The organism is Sulfitobacter marinus, assembly GCF_900116285.1.
GTDB classification, from domain to species: domain Bacteria; phylum Pseudomonadota; class Alphaproteobacteria; order Rhodobacterales; family Rhodobacteraceae; genus Sulfitobacter; species Sulfitobacter marinus.
In genome coordinates this window covers 593,635-618,409 of record NZ_FPAJ01000001.1, presented here as the reverse complement: position 1 = coordinate 618,409, position 24,775 = coordinate 593,635, and the positions used below count along the sequence as shown (strand labels likewise).

Sequence of the window (24,775 nt, the reverse complement as noted above, 5' to 3'; positions counted from 1 at the left end):
CGCATTCGTTAACATTTCCCTCTCTTTTGACATCATTAGTCCTTAGAAAGGACTGACTGGTGGTTAATATTGACCCTGTAATCGGCTCCAAAGGGCAAACAGGCAAATGACGTATATGATCTCGGTGCAGGACGCGCCGTCAGGACGCACAGGGGGGATGCAGCGCGGCGCGTTCTTGCGTTACCATGTGCCAGCGGCGGCATTTTTTCGCGGTGATCGCCCATGAGGGGCCCGTTTCTGCTGGCCTTGATGCTGCTGCTCCACGCCTGCGCCCCCGCTGTTGACGATGCGGTCGTCAGCCGCGCTTCCATAGACGGCGCGCCGTCCTCGCTACCCCCGATGAAGAATTTTGCCGCTGGTGCCCCGCGATCCACCCCTCGTTCAAACAATGACCTGTCGCTTGATTTCATCGAACTTTCGTTTCGAATGGAAAGTGGCAAGGATCTGCGCGTCTTAACCCGGTTTGAGGGACCGATCACGATCCGTGTCACTGGCGCAGCACCCACGACCCTTGGCCCCGATCTGGCGCGCCTGATCTCGCGCCTGCGTACGGAGGCCCGGATCGACATCAGCCCCACCACGTCCACCGATGCCAACATCACCATCGAAGCGGTCAGCCGGTCGCAAATCCGACAGGTGCTGCCACAAGCCGCCTGTTTCGTGGCCCCCAATGTGACCAGCCTGAAAGAGTATCGCAAAGCGCGCCGCACCGCCCGTACAGATTGGGCGCAGATGAGCACGCGGCAACAGGTCGCGATTTTTCTGCCCAATGATGTCAGCCCCCAAGAAATCCGTGATTGCCTGCACGAGGAAGTCGCACAAGCGCTTGGGCCGCTGAACGATCTCTACCGTTTGCCGGATTCAGTGTTTAACGACGACAATGTCCACACGGTGTTGACCGGTTTCGATATGATGGTGTTGCGGGCATATTACGATCCGACCCTGCATTCTGGCATGTCGCGCGGCCGGGTGGCAAACGCCCTGCCCGGCATTCTGGCCCGCATCAATCCGCGTGGCACAGCGACAAGGGCACGTTACGTCACACGGACCCCACAAGAATGGAAAACAGCCATTCAACGCGCGCTTGGCCCCGGCCAAACGGCTGGTCGTCGCCAGAACGCTGCCTATAGCGCCATCAAGATTGCCGAACGCCTGGGCTGGCAGGATCACCGCCGCGCCTTTGCGCATTATGCCATGGGGCGCGCGCTGCAAAGCGGTGACCCAGAGGCCGCCCATAAGCAATACCAGTTGGCGGATCAGTTCTATGCCCGCAATCCCGGCACCGATCTGCACCGCGCATATGTCGCCACCCAGTTGGGCGCTTATGCCATCACCCAAGGCAACGGTGCCGAGGCGTTGCGTATTATTGGTCCGCATGTGCAAACCGCAATGCGCCGGGAAAATGCGGCCCTGCTCAGCACACTTTTGTTGCTGCGCGCCGAAGCGTTGGAACTGGAAAACCGGCCCGCCGAGGCACGTCTGGTGAGGCTGGACAGTCTTGGCTGGGCGCGCTACGGCTTTGGGACTGATTGGGCTGTGCGGGCCAAGATGGGCGAAATCGCGTCGCTGAACCCGCTCAAATAACACGAAAAGCGGGCTGACATGATCGTAATACTATTCGCGCTGATCGGCGCAATCTGGGGCGGATTAACCGCCCGCAAACGCCAGGGCAATCGCAAGGACATCGCGCAATACGCCGCCGGATATGCCATGGCATTCGTGATCGTCGGCATGATCCTCACCGTTATCCTCGACCGTGTGCTGACGGGGGCCTAAGCGATGTTCCTGCCGTTCTTCGATGAATTGCGTCGCCACAAAGTTCCCGTTTCCATGCGCGAATTTCTGGCATTTCTGGACGGGATGGCGGCGGGTCTTGCGACCTATGATGTGGATGCGTTTTATTATCTCGCCCGCGTCAGCATGGTCAAAGATGAACGCAACATCGACAAGTTCGACCAAGCTTTCTCCGCCGCATTCAAAGGGCTGGAAAACATCAGCCTGGACGACGTTCTTGAGGCGGTCGATGTTCCCAAGGACTGGCTGGAAAAGATGGCTGAAAAGCATCTAACAGCCGAGGAAAAAGCCGAGATCGAAGCCGCCGGCGGTTTTGACAAACTGATGGAAACCCTGCGCAAGCGGCTTGAGGAACAAAAGGGACGCCATCAGGGTGGCAATAAATGGGTCGGGACGGCGGGTACCTCGCCTTTTGGCGCATACGGCTACAACCCCGAAGGCGTCCGTGTGGGCCAGGACGGCTCGCGCCACCAACGCGCGGTCAAGGTCTGGGACAAACGCGAGTTCAAAAACCTCGACGACACCGTTGAACTGGGCACCCGCAATATCAAGGTGGCCCTGAAACGTCTGCGCCGTTGGGCCCGCGATGGGGCCGCCGATGAACTCGACCTAGGCGGTACAATCCGCGCCACCGCCGAACACGGCTATCTTGATGTGAAAACCCGCCCCGAACGCCGCAACGCCGTCAAAGTGCTGCTGTTTTTGGATGTCGGCGGCTCGATGGACCCGCATATCAAAACCGTTGAGGAATTGTTCAGCGCCGCAAAGGCCGAATTCAAACATCTCGAATATTTCTACTTCCACAATTGCCTCTACGAGGGCGTGTGGCGCGATAACCGGCGCCGCTGGTCCGAACAGCAATCCACCCACGAGGTGCTGCGCACCTATGGGCCCGATTATAAATGTATTTTCGTGGGTGACGCCTCAATGTCTCCCTATGAAATCGCCTATCCCGGCGGGGCCAATGAGCATTGGAACCCCGAGGCCGGCTCCGTCTGGCTCGACCGTGCGCGCGAACAATGGAACAGCAGCCTGTGGATCAATCCGATCCCCGAAAAATACTGGCCCTACACCCAATCCATCAAAATGGTGCAGGAAATATTCGGCGCGGATGCCATGGTCCCCATGACACTCGAAGGGCTCAGCCGGGGCATGCGGGCGCTCACCCGTTAACGCCACGACTGTAATCTGGCCACCCCCCATCGCTTCACCCTTTCACAAATACTCATCTGCGCTTGCCCTTCCGCGCAGACCGCCCATATTGATCACATGATACGCGTCATTCCCATATTACTTGCGGTGCTCTACGGCCTTGCGATGTACCGCTTTTCTGCGTGGCGCACGGCCAAAGAACTCGACGAGAAATCAACCGAACTTGTCGATCCGGCTTTGGCAGAGATGAGCCGGAAAATGGCCAAGGCGCTCGATCTGCCACGGATCAAAGTGCATATCTACGAAGTCGCTCCGGTCAACGGGCTTGCTGCCCCCGACGGGCGCATTTTCATTACGCGCGGGTTCTACAACAAGTTCAGATCAGGCGAGGTCACAGCCGAAGAATTGGCCAGTGTCATCGCCCATGAGCTGGGCCATGTTGCCCTTGGCCATTCCCGCCGCCGCATGATCGATTTCTCAGGCCAAAACGCGATGCGGGCAGCACTTGGCATGATATTGGGCCGTCTGATCCCCGGCATCGGGGTCTGGATCGCCAATATGGTGGCCAGCCTGTTGGCGGCGCGACTGTCACGCTCTGACGAATACGAGGCCGACGCCTATGCCGCGGCGCTGCTGACCAAAGCAGGCATTGGCGTCGCCCCGCAAATATCGCTGTTTAAAAAGCTCGAGGCCTTGACCCAAAGCAACCACGGCACCGCCCCTGCATGGCTGCTGAGCCACCCCAAAACAGATGAACGCATCGCCGCGTTGACCCGCCTGCAAACACGCTGGATGTCCTAGCCAAGCGCTTTGGCAAGCCGCGGCAAGCGTGCCTTTTTTAGCAGCGCCCGCATTTCCCAGTCCTGCCCCGAAAGCTGTCTTGCTTGCGTCAGCACGCCCGCGGCCACGGTTTCGATCATCGCAGGCTCTGCCAACCAGATACCATGCAGATAGCTATCAGGATCAACCCGCGACAGCCCTTCCTCGGCCAAGGTGCCACGGGGAAAATCCTTTGCATTCAGTGTCATGATACTGTCCGCATTGCCAGAAACCGCCGCGGCCAACACGTGAATGTCATTCTCGTCGGGCAGGTATAACCGCCGCTCCAGCCCGTGATGTGGTGCGATCTCAGCCTGCGGCCATGCGGCGCGCAGCACTGCGATCTCAGCGCGGGCCTGTGCCTCGCCTGTGGGGCTAATCTTGACGGCAGCGCGGGCCCATTCCTCAAGGATACGGGCTGACCAAAGCGGGGTGAACCCGCCAGCGCGCGCCGCCCCCAACACGATTTCTCGCATCACTGTGGGGTATAAAACGCAGGCGTCGATCAGGACCCGTACCGTCATTTAAAGGCGAAAAAACAACGACTTGAGGTAACCGGTTTCAGCCAGCTGTGGCAATTGCGGATGGTCCGGCCCGGCAAATCCGGTGTACAGCAGCGCAGCGCGCCGCCCTGCCCGGCCAATCCCACGCACAGACGCAGTGCGGAACTGCGTCAGGTCAGCGGCATGGGAACAGGAACACAGCCCCAGAATGCCGTTTTCCGCCACCAAGGGCGCGGCAAGCCGTGCAATACGTTCATAGGCCCGCAATCCGGCCTCAAGCGCGGGTTTACCTGGGGCGAAGGCTGGTGGATCACAGATCACCACGTCAAATTCGGCACCTTCGGCCCGCAAGGCCGTGAGAACATCAAAGGCATCGCCCTGGCGCGTTGAAAACCGGTCCGCCACCTTCATCGCGTCGGCCCCTTTTTGCGCCAGTTCCAGCGCAGGCGCAGAGCCGTCCACCGCCAGAACAGAGCTGGCCCCGTTCGCCAGTGCAGCAAGGCCAAAGCCCCCCACATGGGCAAATACATCCATCACACGTTTACCATTGGAGAGGTTGGCGGCAAAGGCATGGTTGGGCCGTTGATCGTAGAAGATACCGGTCTTTTGGCCACCGGTCAGATCGGCCATATAAATCGCGCTATTCATCGGCACTGGGAGCGGCCCGTCGGGGGCCTGACCTTGCAGGACAGCGCTCACATCATCCAGACCTTCCAGCGTCCGCGTGCGGCCAGATGCGTTTTTCAGCACGTTTTTGATGCCCGTCACGGCCACCAATGCGGCGCTCAGCGCGTAAATGTGCACATCAGCCCATGCCGCGTTCGGCTGGACCACGGCGGTATCACCGAAGCGGTCAATGATCACGCCCGGCAGCCCGTCGGCTTCGGCATGAATCAAGCGGTAAAAAGGCGCATCATAAAGCTGTTCGCGCAATTGCAACGCGCGCCCGATGTGGGCGGCAAACCAGCTTTGATCAATCACGTTTTCCGAATTTTGATCCAGCATCCGGCAAAAGATTTTTGACAGCGGGTTCACCGCAACGATGCCCATCACCTGCCGGGCGCTATCCTCCAGAATAGCAAGGCTGCCGGGGGTCAAGTTCTTGGTCCGGCGATCGACGACCATTTCATTGGCGTAAACCCATGGAAACCCGTGACGAATGGCACGTGCATTGGCTTTCGGCAGCAGGCGAACGACTGGCAAATCAGCGGCGGAGGTCGGGGCGGATGCGATAGGAGATGTTATCATACCGCTTCCTCTAGTCGGTTCTGATGGATTGGGAAAGCCTTAGCGTGCGGCCCTGCCCTGAAACGATCTGCCTTGGTGACTTAATTAGTGTCTTGGGCGGCTCTTCCAGCCGCCGCGCCGCTGCGGTGCGGCCATGCCTTGTAACCCCTCGCGCATGACGTCGGTCATCGGGTGGCCGTCACCCGCGTTGTCATATCGCTCCAGCATCTGCCGAATGGTCTGGCCGGTTTCGGCATCCAACGGCAGGCTAAGCGCCCAGTCCAGAAAAATGGTTCTGCATTCGGCCTTGGTGATGCCGTCGATCTGATAAGATTCGTAAATCAGCCCTTTGGGGTCCAACGCATCGCCTTTGGTCATGGTGCTTTCCTTTTTGGGCCGGTTTTCGGCGCAGCGTCATAAACTTGCAAGGCATTTCGAATGATCGCGCCCGCGGCATCATAGGTTTGGGCCAGATGGGTTTTGAGCGTCTCTAGACTGTCGCAGTGCAGGCTACGCGTCAGGAACCCCTTGCCCGCCTGCCCCAGTTGATCACTGCGCAAGACCGTTGCCGACAACAGCCGGGTCGCCGATTGCAAAGACCAGCAGGTCGCATAGGCGTCTTTCAGGGTTTGCGTGTCGTCGTCACTGATAATCCCTGATGCTGCCGCGGCGTCCAGCCCCGTTTCGATCTGACTGGCAGTTTCGCCCTGCAGCAAGGCCCCTGCTTGGGCCAACAGTTCAATGTCCTGCAACCGTCCCGGCCCGTTTTTCGCATCCCAGGTTCCATTTGCGGCCTTGGCTGTGGCGAGCCGTGCGCGCATTTCCGCCACCTCGCGCAGGGTATCAGACCGATCCCGTGGCTTGGCCAGTACCTTGGTGCGAAGGGCCGTAAAATCATCCGCCAGATCCTGTGGTCCCGCGATCACATCCGCACGGGTCAACGCCAGATGTTCCCAGACCCACGCCTGCGTCATCTGATAGCTTTCAAAGCTGGCAAGGCTGGTGGCCACCGGCCCCTGATTGCCCGACGGACGCAGGCGCATGTCGATCTCGTAGAGCTTGCCTTGCGACATCGGCGCGGTCATCGCGGTGATCATCGCTTGGGTCAGGCGCGCGTAATATTGCCGCGCGGCCAAGGGGCGTTTACCATCTGACGCATCCACATCCAGCGGATCATAGATCACGATCATATCCAGATCAGAGGTCGCCGTCAGACGCCGCGCGCCAAGCGACCCCATGCCTACCAATACCGCGCCACGTCCGGGGGGCGACCCGTGTTTGCGGGCGAACTCCGCGACCACTACGGGCCAGAGGGCTTGCAAAACAGCCCGGGCCAGATCGGCGTATTGAGCTCCTGCCGTGCGCGCATCGGTCAGCCCGCGCAGATGGTGAACCCCAACGCGAAAATGCCACTCGCGGGCCCAGCGTCGGGTGGCGTCCAGCTGAGTTTCATAGTCATCTTCAGCGCTTAAGGTCTCCGACAGCGCGTCGCGCAATGCCGCCTCTCCCGGCCAATCGCTAAAGAAATCCCCGCCAATCACCGCATCCAGCACCGCCGCATTACGCGACAGGTAGGCCGCCAATTCCGGCGAGGTGCTAACGATATCAATCAACAGCTCTGCCAAAGACGGATTGACCTTGAGCAGCGAAAATAGCTGCACCCCCGCAGGAAGCCGCGACAGGAAGCCGTCAAAGGCCAGCAGCGCCTCGGCCGGTTTATCGGCCTGGGCCAACCGCGCCAGCAAACCCGGTTTAAGTTCGGCAAACAGATCGGCCCCACGCGCGCTGCGCAAGGCCGGATAGGTCAACCAACGGTCCAGCACCGCGCTGTCAAATACATGCGGTGCAGGCGCGTCCGCGTCCGAACTGTCTGATCCGGCAAAGAAACCTTCGGTCAACTGATGCACCTCAGCCAGACGGCGGTGCAAGTCCGATTGCAGGTCACCCACGTCCTGATCCATCATCGCGGCCAACCGCGCGAACCCGTCCTCCGTTTGGGGTAACATATGGGTTTGCGCGTCGCGGATCATTTGAACGCGGTGCTCTACAGTGCGGTGCGCCCGGTAATGGTCGGTCAGGGTCTCGGCCACATCCGCGGGCAGCCATTTCTTTTCGGCCAGTACAGCCAAGCCATCACAGGTGCCGCGCACCCGCAGATCGGCATCACGCCCGCCTGCAATCAACTGCCGGGTCTGGGTGAAAAATTCGATCTCGCGAATACCGCCGCGCCCCAGTTTCATATCATGGCCGGGCAAGGTAATCGGCCCGCCCAGACCTTTATGTTCGCGTATCGCCAGCCGCATGTCATGGGCATCTTGGATCGCAGCGAAATCCAGATGACGCCGCCATACGAACGGCCTCAAAGCGGTTAGAAACCGATCCCCCGCAGCCACATCCCCCGCCGCCGGACGCGCCTTGATATAGGCCGCGCGTTCCCACGTCCGGCCAAGGCTCTCGTAATACCGCTCCGCCGCCTCCATCGCCATACACACCGGCGTCACCGCCGGATCGGGGCGCAGCCGCAGGTCGGTGCGAAACACATAGCCATCACCGGTCAGATCGCTCAACGTGCCGCTCATCGCGCGGGTGGCGCGTAAAAAGGCGGTCCGCGCGTCATGGAAGTCATCCGTCTCGAACCGGGTTTCATCAAACAGGCAGATCAGATCAATATCGGACGAATAATTCAGCTCGTTCGCGCCCATCTTGCCCATTGCCAGTACCACCATACCCGCGCCGTTCTGAGCATCATCCGCCGTCATGCCGGCCAGCTTGCCGCGTTTGATCTGTGTGCGCAGCCCGGCGCATAGGGCAGCCTGACATGCGGCATCGGCAAACTGGCTTAGCGTGTTGGTCACCTGTTCCAACGTCCAGGCCCCCGCCAGATCGGCCAGCCCCGTCATCAGCGCAATCCGCCGTTTGCCCCGTCGTAAATGCCCAGACAGCTGATCATCTGCCACAGCCCCCGCCTCTGCGATCACCGTTCGCACAGCATGTTCAGGGTCAAGGAACGCCTCTGCGCACCAGTCACTCTCTTTTTGCATCAGATCCAGCAGGTAGGGCGACACCGACCCGGCACCGGCGACCAGCTCCGTCAACTCGGGCGCAAGTCCCGGCAGCGCCATGCGGGCTTCGTTGGCCTGATCCGCATTGAAAAGACGCGGCACGCGGATGATTTGGCTGGCAAGGTTCGTCATAGACCCAGCATTCGCTGTTTCACAGGTTTGGGTCAATGGCTGGTTTTTCTACATTAAAACAAGCCTGTTCGGAGTTTTTGCGAAAATGATGTAAAAAAGATTCACATCACCCCTTGTGCAAATGCCCAGCAATCACAATCTAATGTAATGTGAAAGGGATTTACATACACCCGCACAACATCAGGCCCGAGGTATTGAGGGCCACCACACTCTGACCGAAAGGGACTTTAATGACACAGACCTATTCCCCCGCCTATACCGCCGAGCGCAGTTGGTTGGGCCGCGCCGAAGACCTGTTGGATGCCAAAGGCAAACCCGCCTGGATCGCTGCCACGGTTATCGGTTTCATCGTCTTCTGGCCTGTTGGCCTTGCCCTTCTTGCTTATATGATCTGGAGTAAACGCATGTTTAAATCATCCTCTTGTGCCAAACGCCGCAGCCATCGGTCGATGACCAGCCGGTCCACAGGCAATGCTGCTTTTGACGCCTACAAGGCCGATACGCTGGCCCGTCTCGAAGAAGAGCAAAACAATTTCGAGGCCTTCCTGACCCGCCTGCGCGAAGCCAAAGACAAGGCCGAGTTCGACCAGTTCATGGCCGACCGCGCTCCCAAGAAAGACAATGCAGAACCTGCATAAGCTTGCCAAACCCCATGCCCCCCAATCCTTGGGGGGCATATCCGCGCCTCATAAGGACACTGAAATGACCCTGCCCCCCGATCCCGACACCCAACCCGAATTCTACAGCGGCGTCGCCACCAAGCGTCTGTTTGCTTGGGTCGTCGATGCGATTATCATCCTGATTGCCTGCCTTGTGGTTCTGCCCTTTACTGCCTTTACCGACCTGTTTTTCTTTCCGCTCATGATGCTTGTGATCGGCTTTTTCTACCGCGTGGCGACCCTAAGCAGCGGATCATCGACATGGGGTATGCGCCTGATGGGGATGGAACTGCGTACCCAAAACGACGAACCTCTGGATACGGGCACGGCCTTCCTGCACACAGTGGGATATACGATCAGCATAAGCGTCATGCCATTGCAACTGATTTCCATCGTTCTGATGGCCACAACCGCACGTTGTCAAGGGCTTAGCGATATGGTATTGGGAACAGTCGCCCTGAACCGGCGCAAGGAAATCTAACACGGCAGAAAACTGGGGCTTGGCGTCTCGAAATCCTGTTGCTATCATTTTTATAACTTTATCGGATTAGCATGCGCCATACCCTTCCCATTGCCCCGCAGTTCTATGTAACAGCGCCCCAGCCCTGCCCCTATCTTGAGGGCCGGACCGAGCGGAAACTGTTCACTGCATTGCAAGGCGAAACGGCGGCCAGCCTGAACGACAGCCTGTCTGCACAGGGGTTTCGGCGCTCGCAAAATGTGCTGTACCGTCCGTCTTGCGCCGATTGCTCGGCCTGCCTCTCGGCGCGGATCAATGTCGCCGATTTCACCCCCAGCAAAAGCCAAAAGCGCACGCTCAAGAAGAATGCAGACCTGACCAGGCGGGCCACATCACCTTGGGCGACTGAAGACCAGTATGACCTTTTTCGCCGCTATCTGGACAGCCGCCATGCCGATGGGGGAATGGCGGATATGGATGTGTTTGAATTCGCCGCCATGGTCGAGGAAACACCAATCCGAAGCCGCGTCATTGAATACACAGACAAGACCACAAACACATTGACCGGCGTCTGCCTGACCGACGTGCTGAGTGACGGCGTCAGCATGGTCTATTCATTTTATACGCCCGACCAGCCCCAAAACAGTTTGGGAAATTACATCATTCTCGACCACATCGACATCGCCCGCGCCGCCGACCTGCCCTATGTCTATCTTGGCTACTGGGTGCCGGGCAGCCCCAAGATGGGCTATAAGGCCAAGTTCTCGGGCCTTGAGGTCTATATGGGCGGCGCGTGGCACAAGATGAAGGATCCCGCCGATTTCAACCCGGACCGTCACCCGTTGAACACCGATCCCATCGCCGAACAGGTCGCCAATATCGCCCTGCCCGATCTCAGCTCTAAACGCCGCTGATGGTCCGCTCTTCTCTGGCTTGAAAATATCCTCGGGGGAGTTTGAAGGGGCAGACAGCCCCCATCATTCATCACGAGGTACCACAACCTAAATCCGCATCACCTGAATCGAATGAGGGCACCCAGTTGGGTGCCCTCTCTGTTTAGCTGGACCATGATATCGAGGCTCAGTTCGGGATAAGGTCCGGAACAAGCGTCACAATCGCCGGGAACATCCACAGCAGCGCCAAGGCACCCACCTGGATCAACACGAAAGGTATGATCCCACGATAGATATGGCCCGTCGTGACGCTCGCCGGTGCGACCCCACGCAGATAGAACAGTGCAAAGCCAAAGGGCGGCGTCAGGAACGAGGTTTGCAGGTTCACCGCGATCATGATGGTTACCCATTTTGGATCAAACGTACCGCCATAAATCACCGGCCCCACAATCGGGATGACGATGTAAATGATCTCAAGGAAATCCAGTACAAAGCCCAGGATGAACAGGACCAACATGACGATCAGGAACACCGTCAGCTCGTTGTCAAAGCTCTTAAGCCATTGCTGGATATAATGTTCCCCGCCAAAGGAGATCACCACAAGGTTCAGCAGTTGCGACCCGATCAGGATGGTGAATACCATCGACGTGACCTTGGCGGTTTCGCGCACAACTGGGCTCAGAACGCCGGAGGTGTACAAAATCCAACAAGAGAACAGCAAACCGAACACCGCGTAAAGATAGGCACCGTAGGCCACAAAGAACGCGGCCCAGTTTTCGAAACCGACATCTTCTTGGTTGATACGCAGATCAAAGTTCACCCCTACAAGGATACAGATCACGATGGCCAGTGTTGACCAGATGATCACTTTGGGCGACCGGTCCAGATCGGTCAGCTTGCGGTACGCGGCCAGCATGATCGCCCCACCCGCGCCAAGTGCCGCAGCCGGCGTCGGGTTGGTGATACCGCCCAGGATCGACCCCAGCACCGCCACGATCAGAACCAGCGGCGGGAATACCACGCGGATCAGCTCGTTGCTGGCACAAAGTTTCAAACCATAAAGTATGCCGTAGATTACTGCGACAAAGGGTAACGCCATCAGCACCACCATGGTACCCGGCGATGTCGTTGGCCCAACCAGCATGATATCGATCAGCACGGTCAGCACCAATCCGATCCCGCCGATGATCAGCGGCCGCCGGCTGGCAGATGGCGACACACCGCGTGCGGTTGTCATGACCAGAGCCAACAGAATGACAATGATTGCAACGCCGGTGCCAATCGGTGCGGCGCTGTTGATCTTGTCTGCCTGCTTTTCTGCCAACGCTTCCTCGGACAGTTTTTCGCTGGCCTGTTGGCCGCCTGCAGCTTCAATTGCGGCCTGTTCGGATACGGCGGTATCCCATGCCTCTTGACCGTGCAGTTCAATCATCGCGGCCTGACATTCAGGCCCGACATTCGTGCGCAGGCTGGCCCCTTCGCTAATCTCGCTAAAGCTGGAAACGACAGTGGACTGGCTGCCCACGATCCCCATGTTGCCAAGGAAGATCGTCCCGACAATCAGCAGGATCGGCGCGCCAAGGAACCAGGTAAAGCCTTCGCCGCGGGTGATAGGTTCCGCATTGGTTGATCCCATTGGCACGGCAGGTGCTTTTTCCGGGTTAAACAACGCATAGACAAAGGCATAAAGCGCATAAAGCAGCGCCAGCATGATGCCCGGCAGCAATGCCGCCTGGAACAGGGTGCCGACGGAAACCACCGCAGGCTGCCCCAGATAGGTCAAGGCATCGGTACAGCCAGCGGATGTGGCGCGGGCTTCTTGCGCGGCGGAATACAAATCCCCCGCCAATGTACCCAGCAAAACGATGACGATGGACGGCGGAATGATCTGGCCCAAGGTACCCGATGCCGCGATAACACCCGTCGACAGCTCAGGCGAATAGCCATTGCGCAGCATGGTCGGCAGCGCGAGCAGCCCCATGGTCACAACGGTCGCGCCCACAATACCGGTCGAAGCGGCCAGAAACGCGCCCACAACAACGATGGACACGGCCAAACCGCCGGGCAGTGGGCCAAAGACGCGGGCCATAGTGGTCAGCAGATCGTTGGCAATCTTGGATCGTTCCAGCGTGATGCCCATCAAAACGAACATCAAAACGGCCAGCAACGTCTCGATCGATTGGCCGGCAAGTACGCGTTCGTTCATGCGGTTCACAATGAACGATACGTTGCGGTTCATCGCCTCTTCCCAGCCTTTAGGGAAGACGCTTTCGGCGATACGCGGTAAATCAGGGTATCGGAAGACCGACACCGCATCATTGGGCACGCCCGAATTGACCAGATCGCGATAGGCTTGCGAGGATTGGTCGATCGCCTGATGGACCAACAAACCCGCGCTATCAAGTGCTGCGATAATCGCGAATGAAATAACCCCGGCACCGCCGATGGCAAACGCCACCGGGAAGCCGGATAGAATGCCGCCAAACAGACAGACAAAAACGATGATTAGGCCAATTTCGACCCCGTCGAGACCAAAAAGCATGGGACGTCCCTTAAATTAATGTGTGCCCTCAAAGGCTTCTTCGCCCTCGCCCAGCGTATCGCGGTCGAGATATTTATCTTCGCTCTCGGGCCCTTCGCGGTACTCAAGAATGGCGCGATAGAACGTGGATATCGCCTGCAAAATCACCATGACGCAGAAGGCGCAAAGCAGAATTTTGAACAGGAAATAGCCATTGAACCCGTTGGGTGAAAAGCCGATCGTTTCGACGTTCCACTTTAGCAGGCGTGATTTACGCAGCAGCAGTTCCAAGCGGTCAGATGCCGACGGGTTTGGCGTGACAAGGTGACGCCACAGGAAAAACCAGCCGTAAAGCCATGTCACGATCGCGAATGGCAGCATAAAGAATACCGCGCCAAACATGTCGATCAGCCGTTTCGTGCGATATTTCACACCCGCATAGAACAGATCGACCCGCACATGACCGCCTTGCACGAAGGTGTAAGATACACAAAGACAGACGACCAACGCATTGAAAAGCTTTAACTCTTCAGCAAACCAGCTGATATCGAACTGAAGCGGAATACCAAAGCCGATCGAGATATCAGGCCGGGTGAAAATCCGCTGCATGAACACGATGATGATCTGTTGCAACACCATCAAAAGGCCGGCCCAGGCGAAAAAGCGACCAACGGTGTTGGCGAACCCTTCTAGCGCGCGCACGCAGCCCCACATGAAATTTTTGCGCCAAAAGCCAACGGCGGTGACGATCACCAAGCCGATGAACAGCACGAAAAACAGCTCGACCGACGCGCCATAATAGATAAAGCGCATGAGGGATTCACTGTTTGACCAGTCCAGCCACATGCCCGGATTCAGCAGCGCGGCGAAAAAGTTGTAAAATGCCTCAAGGATATTGCCGAGAACGAAATTGATCAGATTACCGTCCTGAAACTTGTCCAGACAGCTTATCTTGGCACCTTCTGCTGCGCGGAAAAAGCCGTCGCACACCACATCATCTGCCATGTATCTCCCCCTCTTCGCATGCCCTGTTTCTGACAAGGCTTGGTGCGAAATCTTTGTTGCCCCGGCGGATCAGCCAAAGGTCGTGTAACTGCATCAGGGGCCGCACGACGGCGGCCCCTGACAGATCGGTGATAAAGCTTAGCCTTGGCCGAGAACGCGCTGACGCTGGTTCACGTAATAGGCGTCAGACTTGGACAGCCACTCTGCAGAAGACTGCAAAGACGACTCAAAGCTGTTGCGGATGTCCGCAAACAGGCTGTCGCCCATGTTTTCGTCCATGACTTCTTTGGAAGCGGCACCGAATGCATCCCAAACATCGTCAGGGAATTGCATTGTTTTAACGCCCTGCTGCTGCAGACGCGCCAAAGCGGCACCGTTGTTTGCCAGCGTTTCGGCCAAACCTGTGTGCGTTGTCGCCATGCAGGAATATTCGATGATCTTTTGCTGAGCAGGTGTCAGGTCGTTGAACACATCCAGGTTCACGGATGCGGTCAAGCCGGAGCCTGGCTCGTGGAAACCAGCTGTGTAGTAGATTTTGGCAACTTCCTGGAAGCCCGCGCGTTCGTCAGCGAATGGGCCAACCCACTCAAGACCGTCAAGTGCGCCCGAGGACAACGCCTGATACAGTTCACCGCCCGGGATGTTCTGAACGGATGCGCCCAGTTTACCCAGAACCTTGCCACCAAGGCCTGGCATGCGGAATTTCAGACCGTTAAAGTCAGCGGCAGAGTTGATTTCCTTGCGGAACCAGCCACCGGACTGTGAACCGGAGTTACCGGCAAGGAACATCTTCATGTTGAAGATTTCGCCGACTTGGTTGTGCAGCTCGTGGCCGCCGCCGTGCAGGTACCAGTTTGTCAGCTCTTGCGCTGTGCCACCGAATGGAACGGCTGTGAAATACGCCAGACCTGGGTGCTGACCGATAAAGTAGTAGTCAGCCGCGTGATACATGTCGGCCTGACCGGACGATACCGCGTCAAAAACTTCGAACGCGCCAACCAGTTCGCCGGGTGCTTTCTTTTCGATGGTCAAGGTGCCGTCAGACATCTCGTTGACCATGTTGTTCAGATAGGTTGCAGCGTCATCAAGAACAGCAAAGCCGCGTGGCCATGCGGTAACCATTGTCAACGTGCGTTTGCCTTGGGCGTACAGTGGTGCGGCCAGCGTGGATGCTGCTGCAGCGGTACCGCCAAGCGCGGATGTCTTCAGAAATGAACGACGGTCCATATTGGATACTCCTCCCGAGTATAGGATGCCCGCGCAGTTTATTTGCGCGCGGGTCGTTTCAAGTAGGGGCAATTTAACCGATATGTTATCGTTGAAAATACCAACTAATGCGTAGAGACGCCCCCATCCGCAATATTATGACAAGTTTAACGCCCAAACTTTGGGCAAATCTACATTTCGGGATGCCCAAAGGTCATGTTGTGCTTGTGAACTCCCCCTTTGATTCGGTTTTGATTCCCTTTACCAGAATCACATGCGTCGACTGATTTCCCGCCTTGCCCCCACCTACGCCCAAAAGCTGACGCTCCTCGCTGCAGTACCGCTGGTGCTGGCGGTTGCGGGCATCGCTATTGTCGTGGCGCTACAGGCTAAGGCATTGGCAGACCGCGAGATTAACACACTCGAAAACCAGTTGATTGCCGCCAAAAAGATCGAGCTGCGCAATTATGTGACCCAGGCGCGCAACGGGTTCTATTTTGTTTACGGGTCCGCATCCCCGCAGGACGAGGCCGCCAAGGCACAGGTTGCGCAGATTTTGTCTGCGATGATTTACGGCGAGGAAGGGCAGTTCTTTGTCTATGATTTCGACGGCAACGCCCTTGTTAGCCCTCGCCAGACCGACCGGATCAATAAAAATTACAGTGGTGAAACCGACAGCGCCGGTACCCCAGTGGTCGACGAATTGATCCGCATCGCCCGCGCAGGCGGCGGCTATCACACCTATCTGTGGCCAAAACCGTCTACCGGGGTCGAGGCGCAGATGATCACCTATGTGACGTCATTTCCCAGTTGGCGGTGGGCAGTTGGGACAGGCGTTTATATCGACGATATCTTGTCCAGCGTCGCGTCGGCCCGTGCTGATGTTCTGGCCCGCGTGCAGCGTACCTTTCTATATATCGGTGCCATTACCCTTGCCGCGCTGCTGGTGGTTTTCGGCACTGGCATGTTGGTGAACCTGCGCGAACGCAGACTGGCAGATGCCAAGCTGAAAAAGCTGACCCAACGGGTGTTTGACGCCCAAGAGGAAGAACGCGGCCGTGTCGCCCGCGAGTTGCATGATGGCATCAGTCAGATCTTGGTCGGGGTCCGCTATGCCCTTGATAACGCACGCCGTCGTCTTGATCGGGGCGACCGGCGCGCTGCAGAACCGCTGGGCAAAGGGATCGATAGTCTGGGCGAGGCCATATCCGAAGTCCGTCGCATCAGCCGCGATCTGCGCCCCGGCGTGCTGGATGATCTGGGGCTGGGCCCTGCCCTGAAAACGCTGGTCGAGGAGTTTTCAAGGCGCACCGGAATTACCTGTCGATTTAACACCGTGGTTTTTCGCAATCGGCTGGATAACGACGCCAAGATCGCGCTGTATCGTATCGCCCAAGAAGCCCTGACAAATATTGAACGTCACGCTGGCGCAACCGAAGTAAAGGTTGATCTGCGGGGCCACCGCCAAGGGGCCACCCTTGAGATCACGGATAATGGCCGCGGCATTTTCACCCAAGAGCAAGGCGCTGGTGGCCTTGGTCTGCGCAATATGCAAGAACGCATGGATCAGCTGGGCGGTAGCCTTTCGTTGGAAACCTCAAGCGAAGGTGGCACGCGGGTCCGGGCGTCGGTCCCGTTGACACATCTGCTGCCGCCGGAACCCAGCCTTGGCACCTCTGCCCGGAACCCTTAGAAAGTCTTACCATGTCCGCCCCCGTCAAAGTCATGATTGTCGATGATCACCCCATGGTCGCAGAAGGCATCCAATCGATCCTCGAAAGCTATGACGACATCGAAGTGGTGGGCTGCCTGTCGAATGGCCGCAGGGCGATTGATCAGTTCGAGGATCTGAACCCCGATGTGATTTTGATGGACCTGAACATGCCTGATGTGGGCGGGCTATCCGCGACCGAGATCGTGCTGGAACGCCGCCCCGACATGCGGATCGTGATTTTGTCGATGCATGATAACCCCGAGTATATATCCTCGGCGCTTAGTCACGGGGCGATGGGCTATATCCTCAAAGACGTGCCAACTGACGAGATCAAGCTGGCCATTGATACGGTGATGCAGGGCCAGCGCTATCTTTGCACCGGCGCGCAAGGGTCGCTTGAACCCAAAGATACGTCTCGTGATGCGCTGACGGAACGCGAACAGACCATTCTTTTGCAGCTTGCGCAGGGCAAGGCCAACAAGGAAGTCGCCGCGACCCTTGATATCTCGGTGCGCACGGTTGAAACCCACCGAAAGAACATCAAACGCAAGCTGGGTATATCCTCGACCGCCGGTTTGACCCGCTACGCAATGGAACATGGTGTGCTGCAAGGCACCGGCGTGCGTATCTAAAAGGCCTGATTCACCCGCTCCATTGCCCAAAACTTCAAAAAAATGGAATCTCGCGCAATAAGTGCAAAGATTTTTTACCCATAGCGACATATTTTGTTTAAAATGCCCATTGACGCCCCTTTGCCCTGAACATAATCTCCCCGCAACGCAAAAGGAGCCTTTGGCCATGACTATTCTAGTCGTCATTGTAGGACACACGCGCATGGGCCGGTAACGGCAGACCATAATCGTCACCATGCGCCCCCGCCAAAACCGGGGGTTTTTTTATGCGCTACGACAAAGATTGAAACGACACACAAGACCCGAAACACCACCCCACGGAGCACCAAGATGACACGCAAAATGACCGGAGCGAAAATGATCGTTCAAGCCCTGATTGATCAGGGTGTCGATACCGTATTTGGCTATCCCGGCGGCGCTGTCCTACCGATTTATGACGAGGTGTTTCAGCAAAACAGCATCAAGCATATTTTGGTGCGCCATGAACAAGGGGCCGTTCATGCCGCCGAAGGCTATGCCCGTTCAACCGGCAAGCCCGGCGTTGTTCTGGTGACCTCCGGCCCCGGTGCCACCAATGCGGTGACCGGTTTGACCGACGCCTTGCTGGATTCGATCCCGCTGGTTGTTTTGACCGGTCAGGTGCCGACATTCATGATCGGGTCTGATGCTTTCCAAGAGGCCGACACTGTTGGCATCACGCGCCCCTGCACGAAACATAACTGGCTGGTAAAAGAGACGGACAAGCTGGGCGGCGTTCTGCACGAGGCGTTTCATGTTGCGACCTCTGGGCGCCCCGGCCCGGTTCTGATCGACATCCCTAAGGACGTACAATTTGCCACGGGCACCTACGAGCCCAAGAAACCGTCGGTGTCCCATTACCAACCACCGCTCAAGGGCGATATGGAATCGATCACCGAATTGGTCGCGGCGATGGAGACGGCCAAGCGCCCTGTGTTCTACACTGGCGGTGGCGTGGTCAACTCCGGCCCTGCCGCATCGCAATTGCTGCGTGAACTGGTCGAGGCGACGGGCTTTCCGATCACTTCCACCCTGATGGGTTTGGGCTGCTATCCTGCGTCCGGCGAAAAATGGCTGGGGATGCTGGGGATGCACGGCCTTTACGAGGCCAACATGGCGATGCACGACTGTGATCTGATGATCAACATCGGCGCGCGTTTCGACGACCGGATCACCGGTGTTGTTGACATGTTCAGCCCCAAATCGACCAAAGCACATATCGATATTGATCCGTCCTCGATCAACAAAATTATCCGCGTCGACATCCCTATTGTGGGCGATGTGGGCCACGTGTTGGAAGACATGCTGAAGGTCTGGAAATCCCGTGGCCGCAAAACCAACAGCGAAGCCGTCGCGAAATGGTGGAAACAGATCGACGAATGGCGCAGCATTGACTGCCTGAAGTTCGAGCAGAACGGCAAGGTCATCAAGCCGCAGCATGCGCTGGCCCGGCTTGAAGCCCTCACCAAGAAATACGACCGCTATATCACCACCGAAGTGGGCCAGCATCAGATGTGGGCCGCGCAATACCTTGGCTTTGAGGACCCGAACCGCTGGATGACATCGGGCGGTCTGGGCACCATGGGCTATGGCTTTCCTGCATCCATCGGCGTGCAAATGGCGCATCCTGATGCGTTGGTTATTAACGTCGCTGGCGAGGCCTCATGGCTGATGAACATGCAAGAGATGGGCACCGCGATGCAGTATAACCTGCCCGTTAAGCAGTTCATCCTGAACAATGAACGGCTGGGCATGGTACGCCAATGGCAGGAATTGCTGCACGGCGAGCGCTATTCACAAAGCTGGTCTGAATCCCTGCCCGACTTTGTGAAACTGGCCGAGGCTTTCGGGGCCAAGGGTATTTTGTGTTCTGATCCCGATGATCTGGACGACGCTATCATGGAAATGCTGACCTATGACGGGCCGGTGATTTTCGATTGTTTGGTGGAAAAGCACGAGAACTGTTTCCCGATGATCCCGTCAGGCAAGGCGCATAATGATATGATGTTGGCCGGTGTGGATACGCAAGGTGTGATCGACGCTAAGGGTAGCGTTTTGGTGTAACGCGTTTTCTTTCAAAGAAAACGGACCGGAATTTTGAAAAACTCCGGCGACGCAATCAGATGAAAAGGACAGTCACATGTCAGCGCTAAAAATCAAAAAAGGCTCTACCAGCCATTCCGCCTATAACCTGCGTCCAAATTTTTCGGACGTGATCGAACGCCACACCCTTGCTGTTCTGGTCGAGAACGAACCAGGTGTCCTAGCACGGGTGATCGGGTTGTTCTCGGGACGCGGGTATAACATCGACAGCCTTACCGTCGCCGAGGTTGACCACACCGGACACCGGAGCCGGATCACGATTGTCACCTCGGGCACGCCGCAGGTCATTGAACAGATAAAAGCGCAACTGGGCCGGATCGTTCCTGTGCATGAGGTTCATGATTTGACGGTAGAAGGCCCGTCGGTCGAGCGCGAGTTGGCGATGTTCAAAGTATCGGGGACCGGCGACAAGCGCGTAGAGGCCCTGCGGCTTGCGGATATCTTTCGCGCCAATGTTGTGGATAGTACGCTCGAAAGCTTTGTATTCGAGATCACCGGCGCGCCGGATAAAATTGACGCTTTCGCAGATCTGATGCGGCCCTTGGGGCTGACCGATGTGGCCCGGACCGGCGTTGCCGCCCTGCCCCGCGGCGATTAGGCTATTCTGCCCCCGCACGCGGGTGAACACACATGCTGTCTGCTTTGAAACGGGAGAATTTCAGCAGACGGCTGAGCCGCTCTTTTAACGGGGCCGTTACCCAATAATTTAGCAGGAAGATCAACGTCCAGCTTTTCGCGAACGACTCGCGGATTGCTGGCTGTTCTAAGCTTACTTTTCAACGTGACGTCGAATTCAACAAGATCACCGGCATCAAAAGTGATGTTTTGACTGTCCTGAGAACCGCCGAAATAGGCCAAATCGCCGTGATCTTCGCACCAAAAGACGGCTTTTTTGTCTGAAACATCGCTCCACAGAACAACACCGTACATTTTGCACCCCTTCTTATAATCAAAATCTAGAGTTGAGTTATCGCCAAAATTCAATGGTTTGTCGATTTTTTTGCCTTCTCATTTTGTGTCGTTCGCTATGTGTTTTGACGCGGATTAGCGTCAACTGCCTGTTAACCATATGTCCCTTGTAAAGAATATATAATTAATACAACCTTGAGTGATCGGGGGGGGCGGAGCATGGCCAAGACTGAAAACCCTGCAAAAATTAGATCGGTATTTGGTGAAAATCTGCGGCTTTTGTCCAAGGATCAGCCGTCAATCACCGCCCTCGCAAGCGCGCTTGGAATAAACAGAACCCAATTCAACCGCTATCTATCGGGTGAAAGCTTTCCTAGGCCGGACATCCTTGCCCGTATCTGTGCTTTTTTCGATGTGAATGCACGGATTATGCTTGAACCCCTGGACGAGATCGTCAAGCCGGCCTCTGTCAGCTTGGGCAATTACGTTAACGACTTCTTGATGGCAGACATCACCTGCATCCCCGAAAGCGTCTTTCCAAGCGGCTTTTATCGGTTCTCAAGGCGCAGCTTCATTGACAGTGATGTTTTCGTCATTGGCCTTGTCTACGTCTGTCGCAAAGGCAATGCGACCTATCTGCGCGGGTACGAGACTGCCGAAGCAATGCGCATGCAATCTTTGCCGACGGCCCCCAAATACCGCGAGTTCAGGGGCGCGGTCCTGCCCCAAGAAGAAGGCCTCGCGGTCATCGCAGGGCGCAAGAACGCGATGACCTCGTCTTTCAACTATCTGGGGCGCGTGGCGTCTTTTGGGAATAACTTTTGGGTCGGCTATACCACTCGGACGATCCCCGAAGGGTCCGCAGGGATGCGCGTGACCCGCGTGGTCTATGAATACCTGACCCAAGAGACGCATTACGTGCTGCAGGCTGCGCGGGAAAAAGGCTTCTATTCCGTCCACGACCTGCCGGTGTTTCACCAACGGTTGCTACGCCCGGATGAGGAATTCTCGTAGGGCAGCGCCCGTCCCATGTCGCAGTCGAGAAAAACAGGTCGCAAAATGCACGGACATTTTACCCATAGCCAGTAGCGTTGACGCACCAGCGAGGAGAGCGTCATGAACATGCCCCATACCGATCTGCGCCAGGTGCGCCGCCCGATTGAACAGGCAAACGGTCTTGGCAATGCCCATTACATCGATCCGGCCCTGTTTGCTGAGGAACGCCAAGCCGTCCTGTTCAACAACTGGTCCGGCCTTGCCACCGCATCTGATGTGCCTGCCGTTGGAGACGCTGTTCCCTTGAATTTTCTGGGCATGCCCCTGCTTGTGCTGCGGGATAAGTCGGGCGCGGTGCGGGTGTTTCAAAATACCTGTCGGCATCGCGGCATGATCCTTGTCGATGCCCCACGCAATATTCAAGGTGCCATCCGCTGCCCCTACCACAGTTGGTGCTACAGCACCGAAGGCCGTCTTGTCTCCACGCCGCATGTGGGCGGGCCGGGGCAGAACACCCACCCCGGCATTGATCGCGATCTGTTGGGCCTTGTCGAAATCCGCAACCATGTCTGGATGGATGTCATCTGGATCAATATCTCGGGCACGGCCGCGCCATTTGACCAGGCCAACGCCGATCTGATTGCAAGGTGGGCCGAATTTGGCAAGCCGCTGCATCACGGCGGTGCCGACAGCCGCTTTCAGCTCAGCGTGAATTGCAACTGGAAGCTGGCGGTCGAAAACTACTGCGAGAGCTATCACCTGCCGTGGGTGCATCCGGGCCTGAACAGCTATTCCCGGCTGGAGGATCACTATAGTATTGAAAAGGCGGGACAATACTCTGGTCAGGGCACACGGGTATATCGCCAACTTACCGATGAAAATGGACAAAGCTTTCCCGATTTTGCCGGTCTTTCAGAGCAATGGAACACCGGGGCCGAATATGTCACGGCCTATCCCAACGTGCTTTTTGGGGTGCACCGAGATCACACATTCGCAATCATTCTGGTTCCCGAAGGCCCGGAAAAAACCACTGAACATGTCCATATATACTATGCCGACCCCAACACCGACCCCGAACTGCGGACGCGCAATACCGAGCAGTGGAAGCTGGTTTTCAAAGAGGATATTTTTGTCGTCGAAGGAATGCAGCGCGGCCGACATGCGGTTAAATTTGATGGGGGGCGGTTTTCGCCAGCCATGGATGGGCCAACCCATATGTTTCACGACTGGATCGCGGCACTGCTGGAAAGCCACCGCAAAACATCATGTGCGATCTGAACGCGCAGCTCCTAGCGGCCCATACGGCACGCGATCACGGCGCATTGGTCGGGCTCTATAGGGCCGCTGCGGCGCGCACGCATGATCCTAATGCTGCCGGATTTTATCTGACCCACGCCTATGTTTTTGCGCTGGAAACAGATCACCAAGACACATCGGCATTGCGCGCCGATCTGGTGGCCCAAGGGCGCGAAACCCCGCTTTAACGGATCATGGCCGCCGGACTTGCGGCCAATGCGTGGCCTCATGCCATTGCTGCGCCAGTCTAAGCAATTGCGCATCGCCGCCCGGACGCCCGATCAGTTGCAATCCGCCGGGCAAGCCGTCATTGCCAAACCCCGCGGGCACATTCACCACCGGCAAACCGATCAAACTGGCTGGCACGACCACCTGCATCCAGCGGTGGTAGCTGTCCATCGCTTGTCCGACGATCTCGGTGGGGTGAACCTCTTCCACCGCAAAGGGCCACACCTGCGCCGAGGGCAAAACCAGCACATCAACACGGTCGAACAAATCCATCGCAGCGCGGTACCAATCCGACCGGGCCTCGCTGGCGCGCTGCACGTCCCGTGCGCTCAAGCCCAGCCCACGCTCTATCTCCCAGATAGCGGCCGGCTTAAGTCCCTGCCTTTTCTCCGGATCCTCGAAAAGCGCACCAAGCCCACCTGCCACAGCAAAGGAGCGCAAGGTTATCCACGCATCCCACATGCGCCCCGCGTCAAAGGGCGGCGGCACATCTGCCACCTCATGTCCCAGATCCGCGATTTGCCCCACGGCCGCCTCGCTAAGCGCACTAATCCCATCGGCATAGGGAAAGGCCCCGCCCCAGTCACCAAGCCAGCCGATCCTCATGGTAGCAGCCTGGCCGCCCATCTGTGGCAAAGTGGCGTCAGCGCTGGTCCCGAACGGTTGTCGCCGGTCAGGCCCCGCCATCGTATCCAACAAGGCCGCCAAATCCCGTGGGCAGCGTGCCATCGGCCCCGATGTGGACAGCTGGTGCAGATACATATCGCCCTCAGGCTCGCCCGGTACCCTGCCCCAACTGGGCCGCATCCCGTACACGTTGTTCCACCCCGCCGGGTTGCGCAAGCTGCCCATCATGTCCGACCCGTCGGCAACACTGACCATCCCGCAGGCCAAAGCCGCCGCGGCCCCGCCCGACGACCCACCCGCCGATTTAGCCAGATCATAGGGGTTACAGGTCGCACCATGTACCGGGTTGAACGTGTGACTTCCAAGACCAAATTCCGGCGTGTTGGTCTTGCCGATGATAATGGCCCCGGTCGCACGCAACCGCCCGACGAAAACACTGTCTGTTTGTGCGACCTGACCGGCAAACAACGGCGACCCCATCGAGGTCGGCAGCCCCTCCGCATCCGCCAAGTCCTTGATCGCCATCGGCATGCCATGCAGCCAGCCCTTGCGCGGCATCGCATCTGCGGCCTGCGCCTCCGCCATCAATGCGTCTTTACTGCGCAGCGACACGATTGCATTGACCTGCCGGTTTGCCGCCTCGATCCGCCCCAGACTGGCTTCCATCAGTTCCACGGCACTCAGACTGCCTGCAGCCATTGCCTCGGATTGCGCCAGCGCGCCCATGCCCAAAATATCCACGCCAATCGCCTCCCTGATGTCGCGCCATCAAACGCGCTGAACAATCCGGACGCAAGCCCCCGGCAGAGTTGCAGCTGG

Annotated in this window: 23 protein-coding genes; 14 read left to right on the top strand and 9 right to left on the bottom strand. The window is 57.5% G+C overall.

Features of this window, described 5'->3' with window-relative positions:
- Positions 1 to 222: 222 nt before the first annotated feature.
- From BM347_RS03040 to BM347_RS03025, 4 genes are all read left to right on the top strand, one after another.
- Entirely contained in the window at positions 223 to 1,584 is a 1,362-nt protein-coding gene (locus BM347_RS03040) for a DUF2927 domain-containing protein (RefSeq protein WP_093914921.1), read from the top strand.
- A gap of 18 nt (positions 1,585 to 1,602) precedes the next feature.
- On the top strand, positions 1,603 to 1,776 hold the full coding sequence (locus BM347_RS03035; protein ID WP_093914920.1) for an apolipoprotein acyltransferase: 174 nt from the start codon (positions 1,603 to 1,605) through the stop codon (positions 1,774 to 1,776).
- Between the two features lie 3 nt (positions 1,777 to 1,779).
- Positions 1,780 to 2,967 carry a vWA domain-containing protein gene (locus BM347_RS03030; RefSeq protein WP_093914919.1) on the top strand — a complete coding sequence of 396 codons (1,188 nt, stop codon included), beginning with the start codon at positions 1,780 to 1,782 and terminating at the stop codon, positions 2,965 to 2,967.
- Positions 2,968 to 3,063: 96 nt separating this feature from the next.
- The gene (locus BM347_RS03025; RefSeq protein ID WP_093914918.1) at positions 3,064 to 3,747 is read left to right on the top strand and encodes a M48 family metalloprotease; all 684 of its coding nucleotides are present in this window, start codon (positions 3,064 to 3,066) and stop codon (positions 3,745 to 3,747) included.
- On the opposite strand, the gene BM347_RS03020 is transcribed toward BM347_RS03025, so the two are convergent.
- The 4 genes from BM347_RS03020 to BM347_RS03005 form a co-directional block, all read right to left on the bottom strand.
- A complete protein-coding gene (locus BM347_RS03020) occupies positions 3,744 to 4,289 on the bottom strand; it encodes an RSP_2648 family PIN domain-containing protein (RefSeq protein WP_093914917.1) in 546 nt (181 codons plus the stop codon). The genes BM347_RS03025 and BM347_RS03020 overlap by 4 nt on opposite strands.
- A complete protein-coding gene (locus tag BM347_RS03015) occupies positions 4,290 to 5,516 on the bottom strand; it encodes an RSP_2647 family RNA methyltransferase (protein ID WP_093914916.1) in 1,227 nt (408 codons plus the stop codon).
- Positions 5,517 to 5,600: 84 nt separating this feature from the next.
- Entirely contained in the window at positions 5,601 to 5,873 is a 273-nt protein-coding gene (locus BM347_RS03010) for a hypothetical protein (protein ID WP_093914915.1), read from the bottom strand.
- The gene (locus BM347_RS03005) at positions 5,870 to 8,689 is read right to left on the bottom strand and encodes a bifunctional [glutamate--ammonia ligase]-adenylyl-L-tyrosine phosphorylase/[glutamate--ammonia-ligase] adenylyltransferase (RefSeq protein WP_093914914.1); all 2,820 of its coding nucleotides are present in this window, start codon (positions 8,687 to 8,689) and stop codon (positions 5,870 to 5,872) included. The genes BM347_RS03010 and BM347_RS03005 overlap by 4 nt, the downstream gene beginning before the upstream one ends.
- A gap of 230 nt (positions 8,690 to 8,919) precedes the next feature.
- Here BM347_RS03005 and BM347_RS03000 point away from each other — a divergent pair, with 230 nt between their 5' ends.
- From BM347_RS03000 to BM347_RS02990, 3 genes are all read left to right on the top strand, one after another.
- Positions 8,920 to 9,327, top strand: coding sequence for a DUF2852 domain-containing protein (locus BM347_RS03000; protein ID WP_093914913.1), 408 nt, complete (start codon positions 8,920 to 8,922; stop codon positions 9,325 to 9,327).
- A gap of 64 nt (positions 9,328 to 9,391) precedes the next feature.
- Complete coding sequence (locus tag BM347_RS02995; protein ID WP_093915391.1) at positions 9,392 to 9,829, top strand: RDD family protein; 438 nt, start codon at positions 9,392 to 9,394, stop codon at positions 9,827 to 9,829.
- Positions 9,830 to 9,900: 71 nt separating this feature from the next.
- On the top strand, positions 9,901 to 10,722 hold the full coding sequence (locus BM347_RS02990) for an arginyltransferase (protein WP_093914912.1): 822 nt from the start codon (positions 9,901 to 9,903) through the stop codon (positions 10,720 to 10,722).
- Between the two features lie 166 nt (positions 10,723 to 10,888).
- Here BM347_RS02990 and BM347_RS02985 read toward each other — a convergent pair whose 3' ends face one another.
- From BM347_RS02985 to BM347_RS02975, 3 genes are all read right to left on the bottom strand, one after another.
- On the bottom strand, positions 10,889 to 13,243 hold the full coding sequence (locus BM347_RS02985; protein WP_093914911.1) for a TRAP transporter large permease: 2,355 nt from the start codon (positions 13,241 to 13,243) through the stop codon (positions 10,889 to 10,891).
- 15 nt (positions 13,244 to 13,258) lie between these two features.
- Positions 13,259 to 14,227, bottom strand: coding sequence for a TRAP transporter small permease subunit (locus tag BM347_RS02980; protein ID WP_093914910.1), 969 nt, complete (start codon positions 14,225 to 14,227; stop codon positions 13,259 to 13,261).
- A 138-nt stretch (positions 14,228 to 14,365) separates the two neighbouring features.
- Positions 14,366 to 15,454: a TRAP transporter substrate-binding protein gene (locus tag BM347_RS02975; RefSeq protein WP_093914909.1), complete on the bottom strand. Its 1,089-nt coding sequence runs from the start codon at positions 15,452 to 15,454 to the stop codon at positions 14,366 to 14,368.
- 253 nt (positions 15,455 to 15,707) lie between these two features.
- Between BM347_RS02975 and BM347_RS02970 the strand changes: the two genes are divergently transcribed.
- The 4 genes from BM347_RS02970 to ilvN all read left to right on the top strand — a co-directional run bounded on the left by BM347_RS02970 (position 15,708) and on the right by ilvN (position 20,498).
- Entirely contained in the window at positions 15,708 to 17,126 is a 1,419-nt protein-coding gene (locus tag BM347_RS02970; RefSeq protein ID WP_093914908.1) for a cache domain-containing protein, read from the top strand.
- An 11-nt stretch (positions 17,127 to 17,137) separates the two neighbouring features.
- Positions 17,138 to 17,779, top strand: coding sequence for a response regulator transcription factor (locus tag BM347_RS02965; RefSeq protein ID WP_093914907.1), 642 nt, complete (start codon positions 17,138 to 17,140; stop codon positions 17,777 to 17,779).
- 330 nt (positions 17,780 to 18,109) lie between these two features.
- Positions 18,110 to 19,861, top strand: a complete 1,752-nt coding sequence (locus BM347_RS02960) for an acetolactate synthase 3 large subunit (protein ID WP_093914906.1) — start codon at positions 18,110 to 18,112, stop codon at positions 19,859 to 19,861.
- 76 nt (positions 19,862 to 19,937) lie between these two features.
- Positions 19,938 to 20,498: an acetolactate synthase small subunit gene (gene ilvN, locus BM347_RS02955; protein ID WP_093914905.1), complete on the top strand. Its 561-nt coding sequence runs from the start codon at positions 19,938 to 19,940 to the stop codon at positions 20,496 to 20,498.
- On the opposite strand, the gene BM347_RS02950 is transcribed toward ilvN, so the two are convergent.
- Positions 20,495 to 20,830: a hypothetical protein gene (locus tag BM347_RS02950; protein ID WP_093914904.1), complete on the bottom strand. Its 336-nt coding sequence runs from the start codon at positions 20,828 to 20,830 to the stop codon at positions 20,495 to 20,497. The genes ilvN and BM347_RS02950 overlap by 4 nt on opposite strands.
- 198 nt (positions 20,831 to 21,028) lie before the next feature.
- Here BM347_RS02950 and BM347_RS02945 point away from each other — a divergent pair, with 198 nt between their 5' ends.
- From BM347_RS02945 to BM347_RS02935, 3 genes are all read left to right on the top strand, one after another.
- Complete coding sequence (locus tag BM347_RS02945) at positions 21,029 to 21,823, top strand: helix-turn-helix domain-containing protein (RefSeq protein ID WP_093914903.1); 795 nt, start codon at positions 21,029 to 21,031, stop codon at positions 21,821 to 21,823.
- A gap of 102 nt (positions 21,824 to 21,925) precedes the next feature.
- Positions 21,926 to 23,083: an aromatic ring-hydroxylating oxygenase subunit alpha gene (locus tag BM347_RS02940; protein WP_093914902.1), complete on the top strand. Its 1,158-nt coding sequence runs from the start codon at positions 21,926 to 21,928 to the stop codon at positions 23,081 to 23,083.
- Positions 23,071 to 23,289, top strand: coding sequence for a hypothetical protein (locus BM347_RS02935; protein WP_093914901.1), 219 nt, complete (start codon positions 23,071 to 23,073; stop codon positions 23,287 to 23,289). The genes BM347_RS02940 and BM347_RS02935 overlap by 13 nt, the downstream gene beginning before the upstream one ends.
- 4 nt (positions 23,290 to 23,293) lie before the next feature.
- On the opposite strand, the gene BM347_RS02930 is transcribed toward BM347_RS02935, so the two are convergent.
- Positions 23,294 to 24,697: an amidase gene (locus BM347_RS02930; protein WP_093914900.1), complete on the bottom strand. Its 1,404-nt coding sequence runs from the start codon at positions 24,695 to 24,697 to the stop codon at positions 23,294 to 23,296.
- Positions 24,698 to 24,775: the final 78 nt, after the last annotated feature.